Consider the following 20,368-nt stretch of genomic DNA (forward strand, 5'->3'; position numbering starts at 1 on the left):
GCTCGCCCTCCCGAAGGGCAGATGACCACGCCGCCCCCCGAGATGATGCAATTCGCCGACGCTTTCCAGACGCCCACCGGTCTCGCTGCCCTGCTCGCACTGGTCCCGCTGGTCATCCTCTATCTGATCAAACCGGACCCGCGCGAACTGACCCTCCCCACCCTGCAGTTCCTCCAGTCCGACGAGGGCGACGGTGGTGCGACGCCGGTCATCGAACGACTCACCAGGAACCTCCTGTTCCTACTCCAGGTACTGGTCGTCGTGCTGCTCGCGCTCTCGCTGGCCTCACCCACGGCGTCACTCCCCCGCGAGCGCGCAGCGGATTCGACCATCGTCGTACTGGACGCGAGTGCGAGCATGGCGACGGAGACGGGCAGCGGGACGCGGTTCGAAGCCGCCAGGGCGGCCGCGACCGACGAGGTAGGCAGTGAAACCACCGTCGTGGTGACCGGCGCACGGACGGTGACGGTCGTCGACCAGGCACCCGCCGCCCGCGCCGAGGCGGCGCTCTCGTCGCTGACAGTCACCGACAGCCCCGGTGACCTCCGGAGCGCCATCTCACAGGCGGCCGCCTCCGTCGGCCCCGAGTCCCACGTCGTCGTCCTCAGCGACTTCGTCGACGAGAGCAGTTGGCGGTCGGCGGTCCGGGCAACGCGAGCGCGCGGAGCGACGGTCGAACTCCGACAGTTCGACGGTGGTGGGACGGACAACGTCGGCTTCGTCGCTCGCGACGTTTCAGAACGGCAGGTCACGCTGACCGTGGCGAACTTCGGGACCGAAACCGAACAACGGACGGTCCAATTCGCCGGCGAGTCCCAGCAGGTCGCGCCGGAACCGGGCGACGCGGAGTCGGTCAGTTTCCCGCTCCCGACCGATGGCGCGACGGCCGGGCTATCCGGTCGGGACGACTTTCCGACCGACGATAGGGTCCCGGTCGCAGCCCCGTCGAACCCCACTGTCGATGTCCTGTTGCTGACCAACGACCCGAACCGCTATCTCGTGGCCGCCCTGGATGTCAACAACGCCGTCTCGCTGACGGTCAAGCGGCCACCGACGACCGTCACCGGGGAGTACGACGTGTTCATTTTCGGTGACGTCAGGAGCGATGCAGTGCTCGACAGCACCATCGAGTCGGCCCGTGACACGGCCGAGGGTGGCGGTGGCGTCGCCATCGTTGCGCAGGGTGACGCCGGGCGCGTCGGCTACGGCGACCTGCTGGCGATCGAGCCAACTGGCGTCGGGTCGGACCCACAACTCGGAGCTATTACCCGCCATCCACTGACCGAGGGGTTCGATTTCTCGGCGCCCGACCGGTACGTCCAGGGGAACGCCAGCGACGCCAGGACACTGGTCTCCTACGACGACGGGTCACCCCTGATCGCCGTCGGGAACCGAGGCGCCGGACGGGTGCTGTACTACGGTTACCTGTCGAATGCCTCCGATTTCAAGAACGGCTATCGCTACCCCGTGTTCTGGAAACGAGCGGTGTTCTATCTGGCCGACCGGCCACAGGCGGCGTCGCTGAACCGCCAGACGGGACAGCACCTGACCGTCGGGTCCAATACGACGGTCACACGGCCCGACGGGAGCCAGACGACGGGCAGCGTCCTCATGGACAGACAGGGGTACTACGCCGTCGGGAACCAGCGCTACAGTGCCGCGCTGCTCACGCAGGCTGAATCGAACGTCACCGCGCCGGGTATCGAAGATATCCGGAGCGAAGCGGCGAACAACGGGACCACGACTCAGTCACAGGCCATCGACCTGACGCCGTTCGCGGCCGCACTCGCCATCCTGGTCCTGTTGGGCGAACTCGCCTTCCTCCGGTACCGGGGTGATCTCTGATGGCCGTCGAGTTCGTCGTCGAGGGGACGACCGTCGGGTTCGAGCGACCGCTCGTCCTGGCCGGAATCCTGGTCGGGCTCGTCGCCGTCGGAGCGCTCGTCCTCCGGTCCGGTGTCGGGTCGCTCTCCCGCGGACGTCGGGGGCTGTTGTTCGCGAGTCGCGCGCTCGTGGTGACACTCCTGATCGTCGCTGCGGCAGGCCCGTACACGCTCGCGACCGAGACGACGACGGCCGACCCCCACGTGACCCTGGTCGCGGACCGGTCGGCCAGTATGGGCGTGGGTGACGACCCGACCGGGCGACTCGCCACGGCCATCGAACAGCGCGGCGTCTCGGTGACCACACGAAGCGTGGGCGATACGACCGGTTCACCGGTCGGGGACGCGGTCGCGTCGTCGCTCTCGCCGAACGGGACCGTCGTCGTCGTCTCCGACGGGCGAGTAACCGAAGGTCAGTCGCTGGACGCGGCCGCCGAACTGGCGACGCAGGTCAACGCCACCGTCAGCGCGATTCAGCCCGAGCCAACCGAGACCGAGCGCTACGTCACGGTCAACGGCCCCGCGAAGGTCAGCACCGGCGTCGAGAACAGCTATCTCGTCACGGTCGACGGGGTCGAACTCAACGACAGCGAGGCGACGCTGACGGTCAGCGTCGACGGCACCGAGATCGAATCGCGGACGATCAGCGACACAAGTAGCTTCGAGTTCACGAGGACGTTCAACCAGACCGGGAGCCATCGGATCACGGCCCGACTCGACGGTACGGACCGATACGAACGCAACAATGTCTTCCGAAAGTCCGTCCGAGCCGTCGAACAGCCCCGTATCCTCTACGTCTCGCGTGGGAGCTACCCGCTGGAGTCGTACCTCTCGACGCTGTACCAGGTCGACCGTGCGGAGTCGGTCCCCGACGACGTCTCCGATTACTACGCCGTCGTCACGCAGGACCTCTCCGGGCTGCACGTCGGGAACCAGACCGCACTCCAGCAGGCGGTCGTCGACGGGACCGGGCTGGTCGTCGTCGGCGGCCCGAACGCCTACGAACACGGTGGGTACAGCGAGGAGATCATCGGCGATCTGGTCCCCGTGCGACGGGGGGACCCCGGAACCGACTCTTCGATCGTCATCGTGGTCGACATCTCGGCCAGCGCCAAACAGGGTCTGGCGATCCAGCAACGACTCGCTCTGGACGTTCTGGACCAGCTCGGTGACGACAATCAGGTCGGGCTGGTCGCGTTCAACACGCGAGCGTTCGCTATCGTCGAGCCACAACCGCTGGGCGGGAATCGGCCGTTCGTCGAGGACCGCATCCGTCGCCTCCAGACCACCGGCAGCACACGGATCGCTGCGGGGCTGGAAGGCGGTCGCGAGATGCTCGGTGACGGCGGCGGCACGATCATCCTGTTGAGTGACGGCCGCGACAAGCGCGGTGGCGCCGTCGCGGCCGCCCGACAACTGGGCAGTGAGGGGACCGAGGTGACGGCTATCGGCGTCGGCGAGCGCCGCAACGAAACACTGTTGCGACAGATCGCCAGCGCCAGCGGCGGGACCTACCTGCAGGCCGACGAGACGAGCCGGCTCCGACTGCGCTACGGCGGCCCCGACCGCCAGTACCAGGGGTCGAAACTCACTGTCGTCGACAGCTCACATTTCATCACCGACGGCGTCGAACTGACCGCTGCGCCGGGGCAGTCCCACGAATTGACCGTCAAGGAGCGGGCGGACTTCCTCGTCGCCAGTTCGAGCGGTCGGCCGGCTATCGCGGCCTGGAATTACGGGCTCGGTCGTGTCGTCTCGGTGACGAGCTACAGTTCCGACGGGACGCTTGGTGGACTCCTCTCGCGGCCGGACTCGCTGGTGATGACCAAGTCCGTCAACTGGGCGATCGGTGACCCGCAGCGACTGGCGACCGGTGTCACTGACGTCCCCGATACACGAGTGGGACAGCAGACGACGGTCCAGTACCGCGGGTCGAGCAAGCCCACAGCGGAGACCGTCTCGTTCACTGCGGTCGGCGAGGACCGCTACCAGGGCTCGTTCGTCGCGACGGAGCAGGGGTATCACAGCGTCCTCGGTGCCGAGTACGCGGTCAACTACCCAGAGGAGTACGCCGGCTTCGGCCCGTCGCCGGCACTCCGCTCGGCCGTCGAGACGACGGATGGCCGGGTGTTCGAACCGAGTTCGGCCGCCGAGATCGCCGAGTTCGCTCGGGAACAGGCCACGCGACCCCGAACCGTCCGGACGGACTGGTCGTGGCTCCCCCTCGTGGCGGGACTGGTCCTGTTCCTGATCGAGGTATCGGCCCGGCGGCTGGACGAGATCTACGCGTGGAGCGGAGGGACAACGACATGAGCTACATCGGACGCACACTCAACCTCGGCCTGGTGATCGTCACTATCCTGGCGACCGCCAGCGTCGGCGGCACGACACTGTACTATCAGGAATCGGTTACGGAGGTCACGGAGCAAAACGACCGGCTCCGGGCGCAGAACCAGGAGCTACGGGCTGAGCTTCAGCAATCCAGAGCTAACGTTACGTCGCTACAGAACAAGCTCCAGCGGATCAACAACAGCCTGGAGACGAGACAGCGAGACCTGCAGTCACTGACCAGGCAGCTCAACGAGACGGAGCAGAACCTCACGCGGACCCAGAGTGCCCTCCAGGAGTCCCAGCAACGGTCCCAGCAGCTCCAGTTGCGCGTGAACAACCTGGAATCGTCCCTGGAACGCGTCGAGGACCAGAACCAGGACCTCAGAGAGGAGCGCAACCGCCTCGAACGGATCAACGAGGACCTCAACGAGACGAACGTCGACCTGCGTTCCGAACGGGAGACGCTCCGACGGGAGAACGTGCGACTGGAGAACGACGTCGAGTCGCTCAGAGAGGAGGTCGACGATCTGGAGCAGCGGAACCAGGACCTCGAAGATCGGATCGACGACCTGGAAGACCAACTGGACAACCAGACACCCAACAATGGCAGCTGAACGTGACGACGTGAAGGCGGCACTGACCGCAGTCCGCCGGGAGCGCTACAAGGCGACGCTCGTGACTGCAGTCGCCGACGCGGTCGTCGCACTCCTGGTGGTCAACCTCGCACTCTCTGTGCTGGATGTCGAGGCCATTCCGTCGACAGTCGGGCCGGTTGCGACACCGACTGCAGGCGGAGTCGCCGCCGGTGTCGCCGTCCTCCTGGGTGCCACGGTCGTCCACGCACGTCGGTACTCTCTCGAACGGTTCGAGGCCGCAAACCCGAACCTGGAGGCCGCGGTCAGGACTGCCAGGGACGTTCTCTCGGACGACGCCGACGACACGATGGCACGTGTCCTCTACGGCGACCTGATCGACCGGCTCTCGGCAGCCTCCAGCCAGCAGCTCCTGCGGGCACGATGGCTCGGCGTCAGACTCGTCGTCGTCCTGGTCGTGAGCCTGGTCACGCTCCACGTCACCGTCGCCGGTATCTCGGTCGCGCCGGTCCCATCGGGATCGGTCGGCGGCGACAGTGGCCCCACTGGCCCGACCGATGGGTCCGGGTCGCAAGGCCAGAACGACCCCAGCGGCCAGGGACTCCAGTCCGGCGACGAGGTCCTGGGCGACAGACAGGAGATCTCCGAGGGTAGCGACCCGCTGGAGTCGAATATCTCGGGTGGGCCCGGCAGTGGCGAGGAACGGAACCCGGCGAGCTACGACCGCCAGGGGCTAACCGCCGGCGGTGGCGGTGTCGAGGCCCAGCGTGGCGGCTTCGACGATCCCGGAGAGGTCGAGGACGCGGATCTCATCCGCGAATACACACTGCGAGTCACGAGGAACGATACAGATGAGTGATACTGAAATCGACGAGCGAGAGGTACAGGAGATACAGCAGGCCCTCCAGTTGCTCCGGCAGGAGGTCGGCAAGCGTATCGTGGGCCAGAAACCGGTCATCGAGCAACTCCTCGCGTGTCTGCTCTGTGATGGGAACGCGCTGCTGGAGTCGACGCCCGGGCTCGGGAAGACGTTGCTGATCCGCACTATCGCCGACGCGACGGCGTTGGACTTCTCGCGGATTCAGAACACACCCGACCTGATGCCCTCTGACATCACTGGGACGGAGGTCATCCGCGAGACCAGCGAGGGGACGCAGTTCCGGTTCGAACCGGGGCCGGTGTTCGCCAACGTCGTCCTGGCCGACGAGATCAATCGGGCGACACCGAAGACGCAGGCCGCGCTGCTGGAGGCGATGCAGGAGGGCCAGGTGACCGCCAGCGGCGACACCTACGCACTGCCGGAACCGTTCTTCGTCCTGGCGACACAGAACCCCATCGAGCAGGAGGGGACCTACCCGCTCCCCGAGGCACAGCGGGACCGCTTCCTGTTGAAGATCCTGCTCGATTACCCGGAACGCGACGAGGAACTCGACATCGTCAACCGGTACACGAAGGGGACCGGTGAGACAATTCCGGTCGACCGCATCCTCGACGACGGTGACTTCAAACGGGCCCAGCGACTCGTCCGTCAGATGCCTATCGCCGACGACATCACCGAGCGAGCGGTGGAACTCGTCCGTGCCACCCGTCACGAGGATCGTCTTGAGTACGGTGCCAGCCCACGTGCGAGCATGGGCATCGTCCTGGCCGCGAAAGCCCGCGCGTTCCTCGAAGGACGGTCCCACGTCACCGACGCCGACATCCAGGCGATGGCACCCCCGGTGTTGCGCCACCGGATAATCGTCGATTTCAAGGCCGAACGCGACGGGATCACCCCCGACGACGTCGTCGCCGACCTGCTATGATCTCGCCGGCGTTCCTCGACGAACTCGACCGCTTTCGGGGGTCGATCGATCGGCTGTCTAACGCCAGACAGCGCGGCGAACAGCGGTCGACGGTGCTGGGCGAGGGCCTGACCTTCAGCGACTACCGGAACTACGTTCCCGGCGACGACACACGGCTCGTCGACTGGAAGCTCTACGGCCGGACCGGCGAACTGTACGTCAAGCAGTTCGAGTCCGAACGGAACCTCACCGTCCACGTCTTGCTGGACGGCAGCGAGTCGATGGTCGCCGGCGAGGGCGAACAGAACAAGTTCGAGTACGCGGCGAAACTCGGCCTCGGGTTCTGTTCGCTTGCCGCCGCCGAGCACAACGACTTCCGGTTCTCGTTGCTGGGCGAGACCTACGAGCGACTGGACACGCGGGTCTCGAACCAGGGCGCGGTGCTGGCACTGATCGACCGCCTCAACGCCATCGAATCAGCCGGTGAAACGTCGTTCGCCGAGGCGCTGTCGGAGTACGCCGGAACCATCGACTCGCGGTCGCTGGTGCTGGTCGCGAGCGACTTTCTCGCCGACGTGGACGGGATCGCCGAGGGGCTCGACGCGCTCGCGGACAACTATCTGGTGCTTGCACACGTCCACTCGCCCGAGGAGCGGGACCCGCCCACGACCGGCGAGACCATCTTCAAGGGCCTCGAACGACCCCGGACTATCCGGACGTATTTCGGCGCGCGACAGCGACGGACGTACCAGGAGCGACTCGCAGCACACATCGACGAGGTCGCGGAGGCCGCCCGGCAGCGACGTGCTCGCCACGTCGAGGTGACGACAGACGAGGAGTTCTTCGACGCATTCGCACGGGCCTGGATCGGGTGATACTGTTGGCTGTGCGAGTAGTGACAGGAGATGTGCCGAGCACAAAGTTGATTACATCCTGCAGAAATCACCCCAATGGGGGCCCTGGTTGTGGTATAGTGCGCCAGTGTCCCCCGTATACTCTCGAATCGAATTCGTCCGGGAATCACTCCAGTAGAGACCATCAGTCGCCGCTATACCGACCGATATCCCTCGGGACAGCTTTTTATTCATCGGTGTGGAATCCGAAGCCATGGCATCTTACGACGTCGATGTCGACTGGCCCCGCGCCTTCTGGATCGGTTTCGGCGTGGTGCTGGCGGCAGCCCTCCTCTTCGTCGTCTACTCGTTCATCGGCACGTTCGTCTTCGGCGTGTTCATCTACTACGCGACGCGGCCATTGTTCCGTCGCGTCTATCGGCACGTCCGCCAGCGGACCGCAGCGGCGATGGTCTCGTTGTTCCTCCTGGCGCTCCCGGTGTTGGTACTGCTGTACTACACCATCGCCATCTCGCTCCAGGAGTTCCAGCGGTTCACGAAGAACGTCGATCTGGGCCCCTACGAGAACGTGCTGGACCCGTATATCGACGTCTCGGCGGTCGTCCAGAACCCACAGAGTCTCATCACTGGGTCGGCAGGCCCCGACACCGTCGTCTCGACGCTCTCCCAGGCGCTGGACTTCCTGGGACTGATCGGGACGGGACTGGTCCACGCGTTCGTCATGTTCGCGTTCGCCTTCTACATGCTTCGTGACGGCCCCAGACTCACCGAGTGGGGGAAGAACATGCTGGACCACCACGGCGTCCTGGACCGGTACTTCCACGAGGTCGACCGGAGCTTCCACCGCGTGTTCTACGGCAACATCCTCAACGCAATCGTCACCGGTGCCATCGGTGCAATCACGTTCAGTATCGTCGACATCGTGGCGCCCGCCGGCCTGGGCGTTCCCTACCCCGCACTGACCGGCCTCCTTGCCGGGGCCGCCAGTCTCATCCCCATCATCGGGATGAAGATCGTCTACGTCCCGATCAGCGGCTACCTCGCGGTCCAGACGGCCTTCAACGGTCAGGAGTGGTGGTTCGTGATTCTGTTCTTCGCGACGGCGTTCCTCGTCGTCGATACGATCCCCGACCTGCTCGTCCGCCCGTACGTCTCCAGCGGTGGATCGATATCGTTCGGGCCGTTCGGATCGGAGCCGGTCGAGACCGCGAGCGACTCACAGCCTGCGCTCCACACTGGGACGCTGATGTTCGCGTACATCTTCGGGCCGTTCCTGTTCGGCTGGTACGGTATCTTCCTGGCGCCGATGTTGCTGGTGCTGATCATTCACTTCGCCAGGTTCGTGCTGCCGGAACTGGTCAACGGGTCGAAAATACAACCGTACGCGGTCGACCCGGCCACGTCCGTGGAAGAACCTCCGCCGGTCGAAGACGACACGCCAGCGGACGGGACGGCGCCGGGCAACGGTGTCGACCCGGACGATCACTCACCCGGTGACCCGACGACCGACTAATCGCCGAGGTCCCGCAGCAGTTCCTCGGCCGTCGACGTCGTCACGTAGTAGGTGTGTTTCCGATGGGTCTCGTCTTTCGGCTTGAGTTTCCGTTCGGTCCCCTTGATGATGCTCCCTTCGTAGACCGTGACCAGGCCGACGCGACGGAGCGCGCGATAGAGGTGTCTGACGTACTCGAACTCCAGGTCCAGTTCCTCGGCAGTCATCCGGGGATAGTCGGGTCCACCACGCGCCAGTCGGCGGGCGATGGTCTGTCCGTCCGGGAGGTGCCTGAGGACGTTCCGTTTTCCGTCGCGTTCGCCGAGGAACCGTAGCAGGTGATCGCCCTCACGTGAGAGACGGTAGTAGGTGTGGTGCTGGCGCACCTCGTCGGCCTGCTTGGCCTTCACCCGGCGTTGCTTGACCGTCCCGGACTCGACCCGTTCGAGGATCCCAGCCGTCTCCATCTCCTCACAGAGCGCTTCGACCTGTTTCCGTTCGGCGTCGAGGTGGCCGGCCATCGACCGCGGGTAGTTACCTTCGACGGTATCGAGGTGGTAGCAGACCAGATACGCCACGGGATCGGCTGGCATCGGGGCGAGCTGGCCGACGACCGACTGCTGTCGTTCCAGCTCCGACTCCAGTTCTTTGGCCCGTTCGTACCGGGCCTGGGCGTTGCTGGCGGCGTCGGTATCCATGTCGATCGTCACCTCGATAGGCTCTCCCTGTGGCGTCTCGAGTGTCAGGTCGAGTTCGCCATCCTCCCAGTGGTCGCCCGACTCGTTACGGGCCTGCTCCAGTGCCGTCGAGACACGCTGGATGCGGGTCATGATGGTATCAGCCTCGGTTCGGAGTCGGTCGATCTCGGCCTGGGAGACCATCGACCGGCGATAGCGCTGTCACGTCTTTCAACCTATCGCCCCGTCGCGTCGAGAGCAGCCACCGGCGCCCGGGCGAGTCGCTAGCCAGGCGGCTACCCAGGGGTCGGGCTGCGACTGTTGCCGGTTCAACGATTCGTCAATGTTGGTTGTCTGCCGACACCGCACGACAGTTGCAGCCCCGTCTTCGAGATTACTTCCCCCCTGTTCGAGATTGCCGGCCGTCAGCCAGCCGTTACTGTACTGCTCCGGGCGTTTCTCGACCGAAACGCTTTCCGGATCGTCTGTCGGTCCAGTGTCGTCCGCTGGTGAGCCCTCGGAGGCGTGTGGCGATTGTAGAGGTAGCCGACTGCCAGGAAGTTAGACAGCTGGGTGAACGAGCCGGGTATCTAGGGATCGTGACTCGGTCGCCACCAGGTTGTCGCCCGGACGAAACCACATCGACGACGCCACCACGCCTACGCTGCCAGAGGGCAACGCCCACGAGTGGATGCCTCCCAATTAGAACAGCGATTCCAGGATGAATAGTGCGATACTGGGGCGCCGTACTGTACCCTTCCGAGACCGACGTCTACTCTCTAACCTCACTACAGGGCCCTGACTGGTCTCTGTTCCCTTTGATCTCAACTGGTGCCTTCCACGACTGTGGTTTCCTGAAGCGCCCTCCGTGGGCCTGAATCGAAATCTCCAGTTCTTCCCGCAACTGGACGAGAGTGCGTCTCCAGCCGGTGTCTTGTCGCTGTCGCACCAGCCCGAGCTGGAGCGAACACCTCGAATTTTATATAGCGATATGCGATTTATATGTCCACAGCAGCCCGCCCGGTGTATTGGAATTCCTATACTATCGAATAGATATTCGACTGATATACCTCCCGAACGCGGTCCCCCCACTCGTGCGTGTACGTGTCGATGACGTCCTGTGCGACGTCACCGCGGAGATATTTGACGATCCCGCGGTCACCAGTTCGATCCCGAAGATGCGTCGTAAAGAAGTGTCTGAAGTAATGTGGCGTCACGTTGACCTCCGGTCCGCCACCTGATTCGTACCACCCCTGGTCTCGCGCGTAGTGTTCGACGATGTGGTGGACCATATCTGGCGTGAGCCGCCTCCCCCAGCTACCGCTCGTCGAGACGAAGACTGGTGTTGCGTCCGAGAGGCTATCGGGCCGGATTGCGAGCCAACGGCGTAGTACAGTGGCTAGTTCGGCGTCGACTGGGACAGTGGTGTCTCGCTTGCGTTTGTTCGATGCCGACCGTTCCTCACCGTTGACTGTCTCCCCCCGTGCAGGTTCAGCGGCGACGTAGAGCGACCCAGGCCGGCCTTCGAGAGCCGCACGGACAGGAACGTCGGGGCGGGGCCCTGGCGATTCGAGGTGGAGGTCCCGCATATCGAGATTACAGAGTTCACCGGCCCGCATTCCGGTTTTCAAGAGGGTGACGACGACGGCCCGGTCCAGCGGGTGAGAGATGCGACGGACGAACTGACGCATCGACGGTACCGAAATCTCCCGCCGCGTGGGGTCTGTGTTGATCGACTCGTCCATCTCCTCCATCACCAGCGTCATCGGGTTGGTATCGAACACCCCGACCTGGGCCATGTAATCGAAGAACCGGTGTAAGTACGAGGCGTAGGTGGCGACGGTACTGGCACTGTGCTCACTCCGGAGTCTGTGAACGTAGGCGAGACAATCACGATGGGAGGCTCCGCTCACCCGTGTCGGTTGCCCCTCGTCGTCGAGGTACGACTCGAAATCCCGCAGCACTCTCGCGTAGAACTCCCGAGTGCGTTCGCTCTTCCCGTGGAACGTGATATCGTCGAGGAAATACTCGATGGGATCGTCTAACTCGTCTGGGGTGGTGGAATCAGTCGGGTCGACACTCATTCGTTCAACACGTACCCCCCGTGACGCCCACTGTAGGTAACGGTCCCTTCGGCCTGTAGTTCCTGGAGTATCTCTTCGAGTTGCTGTTCGATATCGTCGGTCAACTCTGCGACGAGTTGGTCCCAGTCGTAGTACGTGTCGTCGTCCAGAACCCCGAGTACCCTGTCTTTCACCCCATCAACCCCCGGGGTAGCATCTCGAATATCCCGTTCCTCCGCATCGCCAGGTTCGTCGACCGGTTTCGATTGTTCGGAATCCTGTGGCTCGAAGCCGCTCCGGCCTGCCTGGACCATCGTTCTGACGAACTCGCTCTGACTCATGTCGAGTTCGTCGGCATGGTCCTGCCAGATCTCCTTCTGGTACGCTGGGACGTACGTTCGAACTGACGTTCGCTCGACATCATCTCCGTCGCCTGCCATGGTACGATACTCATACGCCAGGTACATCAAGTTAATCCCAGATTTACAGATAAAGACACTTATTTTGATAATTAGCCCCATCAAGAGGGGGCCTCAACGCCCTACTCCCACAAATATCTAGTACTGATCCAGATATGAGTACTATACATACAAATCTAAACTAATATCAAGAATTGAACTAGTCATCCATCTCTCGCCGTGCTGCTCGTCGGATGTCCGGACTAACGTCGAAACCGAACTCTGTCCAGCGGAACGATCATTCGATGTGACACAACCTCCGGGCGGTCGGTACGAAACCCTCCATCTGATCGCCCGTCTGACCACTCGTTCACCCACGTTGCCGACTACCCTCGAACTCGTATATCACATATCGCTATATTTTCTCGACCCCTCACCGGGCCGGAAATCCGACGAAAACTGATCTCACAGCGATCGTCGTGGATCGGGGGTAGAATCAGTCCTACCACCGTCCACTGTCGGGTTCTGTAGCGGAGTCAGGTATCCTCTCGATATTTCTGGAGTTCCACGACGAAGACAGCTCCAGTCGAGTTCTCGTCCCGGAGCCACACGTCACCACCGTACCGATCTGTGAGTGTGCGCACGAGATGGAGACCGAGTCCGGTTCCACTGCTATCCAGGCCTCTCGTCCCCTTCCCGAAGATATCGGATTGCTGGGACTCGGGCACACCGGGGCCGTTGTCGGCGATGGACACCTCCACCGTGTCGCCACGGTCGGTGGCGGCGACCGTAACTGCTGGAGTCGACTTGTCGTTGTGCTGGATAGCGTTGTTGAGCAGATTCCTGAACACTGATCCCAGCATGTCGTTTGCTTCGACCGACACAGGTGGTATCTCACCGTCGACCTCGATCTCTGCACCCGGATGTGCACTCCGCACGTCCCGTATCTCGTTCATGACGCAGTCGTTGAGCAACACCGGCTGGACCACTGTTCCATCTCCGAGCATCACCCTGGCGATATCGCCCGCGGTGAGCGTCAGATTCACCGCCTGTTCGGATCGATCGCGGAGCGTCTCGAGGTACCCGTATTCCTCGCTATCCGGATCGATCCGCTGCGAGAGGATATCTGCGTAGGCAGTCACCAGTTGCAGGTCGTTCCGGATGTCGTGCCTGACTACCTGGTTCAGCGTCTCGAGGTTGTCCCGTTGTTCCTCGATCCGTTGCTGGTAGGCCTTTCGTTCCGTGATATCACGACTACTCACCAGGATGCCGTCGATAATATCGTCGTCGAGGTGGTTCCGCATCGTCGACTCCACCCACACCCAGGATCCGTCCGCGTGCCGGAACTTCGTCTGGACCGTCCTCGCTTTCTCAGGTTGTTCGATCACCGCCTCGATCGCTGCGCGGACTAGTTCGCTTGTCTCGCCCGACTGGAAGCTAAACCCGTCTCTGTCTACCAGTTCGGACGGCTCGTACCCGAGAACACGTTCGACCGCGGGACTCACGTACGTGATCGACCCTTCCTGATCGACGATGGTGGCGATATCCGTCGAGGATTCGATGATACGGCGTGATCGTTCCAGATCTCGTTTCCGCTCCGTTCGATCAGTGACGTCCCGGTACAGCCACATGTTCGCCTGGCTACCGAAGAGTTCGTATGGGACGTAGTCGCGTTCGAGGGTGCGGCCATCGGCGAGTCGTATCTCCTCACCTCTGACAGGTTCTCGGGAATCGATCCGTTCGTCGATCCCCTCGATGAATTCCTCGGGTTCGGCGAACAGGTCCTTCATCTGCCTTGCTGCGACGTCACAGTCCTGCCCGATTATCTCGGTACAGTCGACGGGAAGCGAGAGGACGGAGCACAGCTGTTCGTTCGCCGTCAGTATCGTCCGATCTGCGTCCTCGACGAGGATTCCACTGGGAAGGTTCTCCACGATTGTCTCTAGGATCGCGTTCGTCGCCATCTGTTCCTGTTCTCGTTCCTTCCGCTCGGTAATCTCACGAGAGAAGATCGAGAGTCCGTCTTCGTCGGGATAGATATCTATCTCTACCCAGTAATCGAACGGGTCGTCGAGTCGGTGTTCGATGGACCGGTATTCGTTCTCTGCCATCGCTTCCCTGTAGGCTGTTTCGAGTTCGGTACCCTCGATCGACGGGAACGCCTCCCAGAGGGGGATTCCATGGACTTCGGTCGCCTGGATTCCCGTTCGTGCCGCCATCTGATCGTTCCAGTAGGTGATCCGCCACTCGTCGTCGACCGCGTAGTACGCTTCAGAGATTCGAGTCGTAAACCGCTCGTACTTTTCCTTCTGTGCGGTGAGTTTCTGGCGGGCTTGGACCCCTGAGAGGGCAGTAGCGAGCGTCTCACCGAGTTCTTCGAGTACCTCCCGTTCGCGCTCGTCGAAAGCATCGGTACGGTCCGCATAGAGAGTCAAGAAGCCGAACTCCACGTCGTCGTTCACGATCGGGATAACAGCGGCTGCAGTGTAGGTGACATCGATGGTCTCTTGCTGCCACATCTCTGTCGGGACCCTCTCGCTAGACTCCTTGACAACCTGTACAGTGCCGGTACTGACCGCTTTTGCGGTCGGGGCTGTCGATAGATCTGTCTCGGACGAGACGGACGGACTCTCCCGGAGTGCTGTCGAATCGATCGCCGCCGCGGTCCGGAGATCGATATGGCCATCGTCGCTATCGAGCGACCCGAACCAGGCGGCAACGTACGGACCTGACTCGGCAAACACCTTGCACACCTCTGATTCGAGCGTGCCGGGTGATTCGGAGTCGATGAGGGCCCTGTGGATCGACCGGATCACGGGGTGTATGTCGAGTCCATCGTCCCTCGATCCATCGTTCATGGTACGACATTGGGTTGGGCACATATCAATGGCGGAGGCGCAAAGCTGGATACGGGTACCGTGCCGCCGAGCGCTCAGTCCCTCCCCGTGATAGAACACAACGGATTAGGGGATACTGCTCGAAGGACCACCTATGACCACCACGTACAACGAGACACTGGATCCGTCGGGGGGAGTGTGAATGGCCGATCCCGGGTCCGTGCGCCTCATCATGATCGTGATCGTGCTGGTCGCGATGCTCATCAGCATTCTTGGATCAGTACTGTTGCTGAAGTTCTTGATCGGGTATACGTTCGAATCCTGACTCCTCCGGTCGCCACAGGTTGGTCGATCGGCCGCCGTAGTCGCCCGGTCAGTCTCGCTCAGTCGTTCGAACCGCCCGTGTCGAGGCCGCTGTATCCAGAATATATGGGAGTTTATAAATCTGATTTGACGGTTTCGTTATCGGACCGGTGCTCGAACGGCAACATATAAACTGTATATTGCTATACGAAACCGCCACGAGGAACAGCGTACGCTCGCACCGTGGACCTGGCCGAGGACCTAAACGGTTAGTGAAGAACTATTTCCGCCCGTTCGGCGTACCGATGGGGAGTGATATGCGTTCTGAAGAATATACGGGGCAGCGCTTCGTGGTTCCGCGGGTCCCTGACTGTCCGAGACTGTGCCAGACGATCAGAGCCCTGGAACACTCACTGAAAGCAGGGTATCGACACGCGGCGTCGAGACCTCCGAGACACAGATCGCACCTAAGCGAGGTGGGAATGTAGTGCGGTTCGTCGAGGTCCGTGTCCCGACGGCAGACCTCGAAGCGGTCCAGCGCTCACTGGACGACGAGGACATCAGCTATCTCACACTCTCAGAAGCTGACGACGATGTGGCGGTCCTGCAGTTCCCGGTACCCACACAAGCGGTCGACCACGTGCTCGATTTGCTGGCCGAACACGACCTCGACGACGAGGAGTACGTTGTCGTCATCGACGCCGAAACCGCCAGGGTACCCGATGTCGACGTCCTCGAAGACCGGTTCGTCGACGGGGCCGAAGGCGAGGAGAGTATCTCCCCGGACGAGATCCGCTCCAGAGCGCGGGACATGCACCCCGACAGGATCGCCTACTACGGCATGACGTTGCTGAGTGCAGTCGTCGCAGCGGCCGGGCTGTTACTGGACTCGCCTGCAATCGTCGTCGGGTCGATGGTCATCGCCCCGCAGGTCGGCTCGGCACTCCTCGCCAGTGTCGGGACGGCACTCGGGGATCAGAAACTCCTCTCGACCGGCCTCAGAGCACAGGTCGGGGGGCTCCTGCTGGCGATAGCCAGTGCGACAGCCTTCGGGATCACACTCCGCTCGACTGCGTTCGTCGCACCAGTCCTCGACGTCACCACCATCCAGCAGATTAGCAGCCGTATCTCCCCGGGATTGCTCTCGCTGGCGGTCGCACTCTGTGCAGGGGCTGCTGGGGCTATCGGGCTCGCAACCGGACTCCCAGTCTCGCTGGTCGGCGTGATGATCGCGGCAGCGCTCATCCCGGCTGCCGCGGCCATCGGCATCGGTATCGCCTGGGGTCTGCCTGCCGTTGCCCTCGGTGCGTCCGTCCTGCTCGTCGTCAACGCAGTTTCGATCAATCTCGCGGGCGTCCTCACACTCTGGAGTTTCGGCTATCGTCCAGCAACGCGCGAGGGCGCACCGGACCGTAACGACAGGAACCTCCTGCCAGCAGTCCTCACCGTCGCGGTGCTCCTCGCTGTGTTCGGTGCCGCGAGCGTTCCTATGAGCGAACAGATGGCCTTCGAGCGAGAGACCAACCGGGTCGTCGAGTCGGTCCTGGAACGTGATGCCTACGAGGCGCTCGAACTCGTCTCGGTCCGGGCGTCCTATGCCGGTCCGGGCGTGCTCGTCGAGGAGCGGACCGTCACGGTCGTCGTCAGTCGGCCGGTCGGAACCACCTATCCACGGTTCGCGAGTGACGTCCAGACCGGACTCGCAGGCACGGACGGGCCCGTCTCGGTCGAGGTCGTGTACCACGACCGGCAACGGACGCCCGGAACGTGACCGATTCTCGTGAGGCGAATCGAACGCGTCGAGCCCGCAGTAAAAAAAGTCCAGCTACGCGATCAGTTGTTGTCGTCGTTCTCCGCGAGACCCTGCGATGGCCCACCGGAGAAGACGAACTCGTGTTCGGCCTCGGTCTGGAAGCGTCCGAGGATGTCACCCAGCGGCTGGGCGTAGCGTTTCAGCTGTTCGGCACGCGAAGAGACCTCGTTGAGTTCGGCGGCCTGTTCCTCCGCGGCACCGGCGACGGTCTCGGACTCGGCCATCATCTCCTGGCTGGTGTCGGCCGCGTCCTGCAGCGTCGTCGCGACGGTGCGGAACTGGTCGAGCGAATCCTGGATGTCGACGTCCGGGTTGTCGTTCTGGAGCTGTTCCAGCGAGTCGACGAGGTCGTCCAGATCCTCCGAGAGGTTCCGGAGTCGCTCTTTCTGGTCGTAGGCGTCGTCGGAGACCTTCTGGATGGACTCGGCGACCTGTTCGGAAGCCTCACGGACGGACTCGGAACTGGTCAGCACGACGTCTCCGGATTCCGCGACTTCGCCGGCGAAGCTGTTGAGCTGCCCGACGGTCTTCTCGAGTTCGTTGATCATCCCGTTGAACTCGCTCGCGATGCGGTCCATCGACTCGTTCTCGCCGTCTGTCTCCATGCGCTTGGTGAGGTTCCCACCGGCAGCCGCCTCCATGACCTCGGAGAACTCCTCGGCTTTCTGCTGGAGGTAGTTGTTCATCTCCATGGCCTCCGCCCGGGAGACCTCGGCCTCCTTGCGTGCGCTCTCCGCTTCGTTGATCTGTTGTTTGAGCGCGTCACGCATCTCCGAGAAGCCGTTGTACAGCTCTCCGATATTGTCGATCCGGCTCGTGGTGATATCGACACCCAGGTTGCCCTGGCGCATCTCCTCGGTCTTTCTGGTCAGGCGGTCGATGGCCGACGCAGTGTTGTACCCGAGTGCGGCACCGACGCCACCGATCAGGAGCACCATCAGGCCGGTCCCGATGAGCCCGTAGACGCGGACGTTCTCGACGAACCCGAAGACCGACGAGTACGGTGCGTGGACGAGGACGACCCAGTCGGTCCCCTCGATCGGTGAGTAGCCGACCGTGTACCGCTCGTTCATCACGTTACCGTTCGCAGGCATCTCGGCGATGACACCTGCCGTTTGCGTCGATCCCCGCAGGGATACCGCCGCGTCGAGTGGGCGACTGGCAGGCCCGTCGCCCGCGTAGGCCGAAAGCGTCTCGCCACCGACACCGGTCGAGGCGTCGCGGGGCTCGTCGATCATGATCGTCCCGGATGCGTTGACGACCTGGGTGAAGCCACCTTCCTCACGGTCGGCACCCTGGAGCGAGCCGGCGATCCGGTCCGTGGTGTACTCGATGACGATGAATCGGTTCTGTGAGGCGTCGACCTGACTCATGAAGCCCAGGACGGGGCCGTCCTGTGTCTGGTAGACGCTGGACATCTTCACCTCGCCGGCACGGCTGAACCGCAGGTCACTGGTCCAGCTGCGGCCGGCATCGGCCACGCTCGTCCCGGGGCTGACGGCCGTACTCGATACGATCGTCGTCCCCGAGGGGCTCCGTTCGAGCAGATGGATGTGCGCGACGTCCGCCGAAAGGCCAGCCCGCTGGTTCTGGAGTTCGGTCCGTAGTTCGCCCTGGTCGTCGGACGTCCAGACGCCACTGGAGGAGATGAACTTCGCCGACAGTTCGTTCCGCTCGATCCACTGCTCGATGATGTCCCCTTCCTGGGACGCGATACCTTCGTACTCGTCTTCGACCTGGGTCTGCGTGAAGTCCTGTACACCCTGTGTCGCTGCCAGACCGACGGCACCGACCGAGAGCGCCATCACCACGAGGACGATACCGAACTTGAGCGCGAAGTTCTGCCGGATGAAATCCGGCACGACAGTCCCGAGAATCCCGGCACTTGGTCCATCTTCAGAATCTGTTCCGCCTGACTGTGATTGTTCCTGCGAACTCATTGTTAGCTACCTCCCAGCGAGCATTCGCTCGCCGGTTCTTCCTGACACGAATACGCCGTGTCCCGTGTTGTTTTGATCAGATCGAAATACCGCCCGAACGACTGCTGGTCTTCCGGCCGGCCACGGACGATCGGTACCGGCCGCATTGCCTGGTGGTCACACGCGCGCATCTCCTGTGACCCGACCCCTGCACCGTACTGAGTCCCTTCGAGTGTACTGATGACCGAATTGGGGTTGAAACTCCCTACCCGTGCGACCGCACTCGCGTACAACAGCGTCTGTGTGTACGCGACCTGTGCCGGTCCAGACGGGACGGACGAACTTGTCGATGCGGTGCCCCCCTCGTACTCTTCGGCGAACGCAGAGCGGAACGTGTCCGACAGTGGGGTGTCGATGGATGGGTCCCAGGCGACTGTCCCGATGACGTCCTCGATGGCGCCCCCTGCCGTCTGTGCAACCGCTCGCGTGTACAGCGGGATGACGATGTTCTCGTCGGGGAACTCGTCACGGAAGGTCCGGACTGCATTGGCTGCGTCCAGCCCACGGAGGTTCAGGATGAGGACGTCCTCCGTGGCGTTCTCGATGTCCGGGATGTACTGTGAGTAGTCGCGTGTTCCGACCTGGGAGACCAGACTCCCCGTGAATCGCCACCCTGCTTCTCGTAACCTCTCGACGAACAACTGCCGCTGTGCGTTGCCCCAGTCGTCCTGTGAGTAGATCTGGAAGAACTCCGTGTCTTCGCCGTACTCGTCCAGCAAGACCGGGAGCAGCGCATTGGTCGTCATCGTCGAGTTGAACATCTCACGGAAGGTAAAGCGGTTGCAGTCCGACCCGGTGAGCGAGTCGATCTGGGACATCGTCGCCATGTAGATCACCTCCGATTCCCCGGCGATCTCCTGGTGGGCGAGTGCGGTGTCGCTCGTCGACCCACCCGAGAGCATGATCACGTCCTCGTTGTCGATCATCGACTGGGCCGAGAGTCGTGCTGACTCCGGATCGCTCTCTGTATCACCGACGGTGTAGTCGACAGTCTTTCCCAGCAACCCATCTCCGTCGAGACTGCTGAAGATGCTCTGGCCGACCCAGCCACCACCCTCGTTGATGTGTTTGACCGCTAGCTTGTGGCCGCGGAGTTCCTCCTCCCCTGCGGTAGAGAACGGGCCAGACTGTGCGACGTTGAATCCGAACGTGACCGTGTCACCGGTTACGGGAAAGTTACCGATCTGCTCTCCTGTCGGAGTTCCGGTACCACCGCCGCCGCAACCGGCGAGGCCGGCAAGACTCGACGCCCCGACAGCCCTGAGAAACGATCGACGTGAGAAAGCGGACTCACGACGCACTGGCCTACGTCCCATAGGTTTGTGTGATATATTCGAGTACAAAAGCTTTTGGAGCGTTTC

15 protein-coding genes are annotated in these 20,368 nt (G+C 62.8%); 9 read left to right on the forward strand and 6 right to left on the reverse strand.

Annotated features, from left to right (window positions below; translation table 11 throughout):
* Positions 1–21: 21 nt before the first annotated feature.
* From Hhyl2_RS05070 to Hhyl2_RS05100, 7 genes are all read left to right on the forward strand, one after another.
* A complete protein-coding gene (locus Hhyl2_RS05070) occupies positions 22–1,845 on the forward strand; it encodes a DUF7408 domain-containing protein (RefSeq protein ID WP_483549642.1) in 1,824 nt (607 codons plus the stop codon).
* Positions 1,845–4,196, forward strand: coding sequence for a VWA domain-containing protein (locus Hhyl2_RS05075; protein WP_483549643.1), 2,352 nt, complete (start codon positions 1,845–1,847; stop codon positions 4,194–4,196). Before Hhyl2_RS05070 ends, Hhyl2_RS05075 begins: the two co-directional genes overlap by 1 nt.
* Positions 4,193–4,828 (forward strand): hypothetical protein, encoded by a 636-nt coding sequence (locus Hhyl2_RS05080; RefSeq protein ID WP_483549644.1) that lies wholly within the window; start codon positions 4,193–4,195, stop codon positions 4,826–4,828. Before Hhyl2_RS05075 ends, Hhyl2_RS05080 begins: the two co-directional genes overlap by 4 nt.
* A complete protein-coding gene (locus Hhyl2_RS05085; RefSeq protein WP_483549645.1) occupies positions 4,818–5,666 on the forward strand; it encodes a DUF7502 family protein in 849 nt (282 codons plus the stop codon). The genes Hhyl2_RS05080 and Hhyl2_RS05085 overlap by 11 nt, the downstream gene beginning before the upstream one ends.
* Positions 5,659–6,612 carry an AAA family ATPase gene (locus tag Hhyl2_RS05090; protein ID WP_483549646.1) on the forward strand — a complete coding sequence of 318 codons (954 nt, stop codon included), beginning with the start codon at positions 5,659–5,661 and terminating at the stop codon, positions 6,610–6,612. The genes Hhyl2_RS05085 and Hhyl2_RS05090 overlap by 8 nt, the downstream gene beginning before the upstream one ends.
* A complete protein-coding gene (locus Hhyl2_RS05095; protein ID WP_483549647.1) occupies positions 6,609–7,466 on the forward strand; it encodes a DUF58 domain-containing protein in 858 nt (285 codons plus the stop codon). Before Hhyl2_RS05090 ends, Hhyl2_RS05095 begins: the two co-directional genes overlap by 4 nt.
* Before the next feature lie 232 nt (positions 7,467–7,698).
* Positions 7,699–8,958: an AI-2E family transporter gene (locus Hhyl2_RS05100; RefSeq protein ID WP_483549648.1), complete on the forward strand. Its 1,260-nt coding sequence runs from the start codon at positions 7,699–7,701 to the stop codon at positions 8,956–8,958.
* On the opposite strand, the gene Hhyl2_RS05105 is transcribed toward Hhyl2_RS05100, so the two are convergent.
* From Hhyl2_RS05105 to Hhyl2_RS05120, 4 genes are all read right to left on the reverse strand, one after another.
* Positions 8,955–9,818: a DUF2250 domain-containing protein gene (locus Hhyl2_RS05105; RefSeq protein WP_483549649.1), complete on the reverse strand. Its 864-nt coding sequence runs from the start codon at positions 9,816–9,818 to the stop codon at positions 8,955–8,957. The two genes, Hhyl2_RS05100 and Hhyl2_RS05105, sit on opposite strands and share 4 nt — an antisense overlap.
* Positions 9,819–10,651: 833 nt before the next feature.
* Positions 10,652–11,698, reverse strand: coding sequence for a tyrosine-type recombinase/integrase (locus tag Hhyl2_RS05110; protein WP_483549650.1), 1,047 nt, complete (start codon positions 11,696–11,698; stop codon positions 10,652–10,654).
* The gene (locus Hhyl2_RS05115; protein WP_483549651.1) at positions 11,695–12,117 is read right to left on the reverse strand and encodes a DUF5805 domain-containing protein; all 423 of its coding nucleotides are present in this window, start codon (positions 12,115–12,117) and stop codon (positions 11,695–11,697) included. The genes Hhyl2_RS05110 and Hhyl2_RS05115 overlap by 4 nt, the downstream gene beginning before the upstream one ends.
* 494 nt (positions 12,118–12,611) lie before the next feature.
* Positions 12,612–14,933 carry a PAS domain-containing protein gene (locus tag Hhyl2_RS05120; RefSeq protein WP_483549652.1) on the reverse strand — a complete coding sequence of 774 codons (2,322 nt, stop codon included), beginning with the start codon at positions 14,931–14,933 and terminating at the stop codon, positions 12,612–12,614.
* 181 nt (positions 14,934–15,114) lie between these two features.
* Here Hhyl2_RS05120 and Hhyl2_RS05125 point away from each other — a divergent pair, with 181 nt between their 5' ends.
* Together Hhyl2_RS05125 and Hhyl2_RS05130 are read left to right on the forward strand one after the other, a co-directional pair.
* Positions 15,115–15,237, forward strand: a complete 123-nt coding sequence (locus Hhyl2_RS05125; RefSeq protein WP_483549653.1) for a hypothetical protein — start codon at positions 15,115–15,117, stop codon at positions 15,235–15,237.
* 465 nt (positions 15,238–15,702) lie between these two features.
* Entirely contained in the window at positions 15,703–16,986 is a 1,284-nt protein-coding gene (locus Hhyl2_RS05130; protein WP_483549654.1) for a TIGR00341 family protein, read from the forward strand.
* 62 nt (positions 16,987–17,048) lie between these two features.
* Here Hhyl2_RS05130 and Hhyl2_RS05135 read toward each other — a convergent pair whose 3' ends face one another.
* Positions 17,049–18,968: a PDC sensor domain-containing protein gene (locus tag Hhyl2_RS05135; protein WP_483549655.1), complete on the reverse strand. Its 1,920-nt coding sequence runs from the start codon at positions 18,966–18,968 to the stop codon at positions 17,049–17,051.
* 2 nt (positions 18,969–18,970) lie between these two features.
* Positions 18,971–20,323 carry an ABC transporter substrate-binding protein gene (locus Hhyl2_RS05140; protein WP_483549656.1) on the reverse strand — a complete coding sequence of 451 codons (1,353 nt, stop codon included), beginning with the start codon at positions 20,321–20,323 and terminating at the stop codon, positions 18,971–18,973.
* Between the last annotated feature and the right edge of the window lie 45 nt (positions 20,324–20,368).

This window comes from Haloarcula sp. H-hyl2 (genome assembly GCF_056934385.1).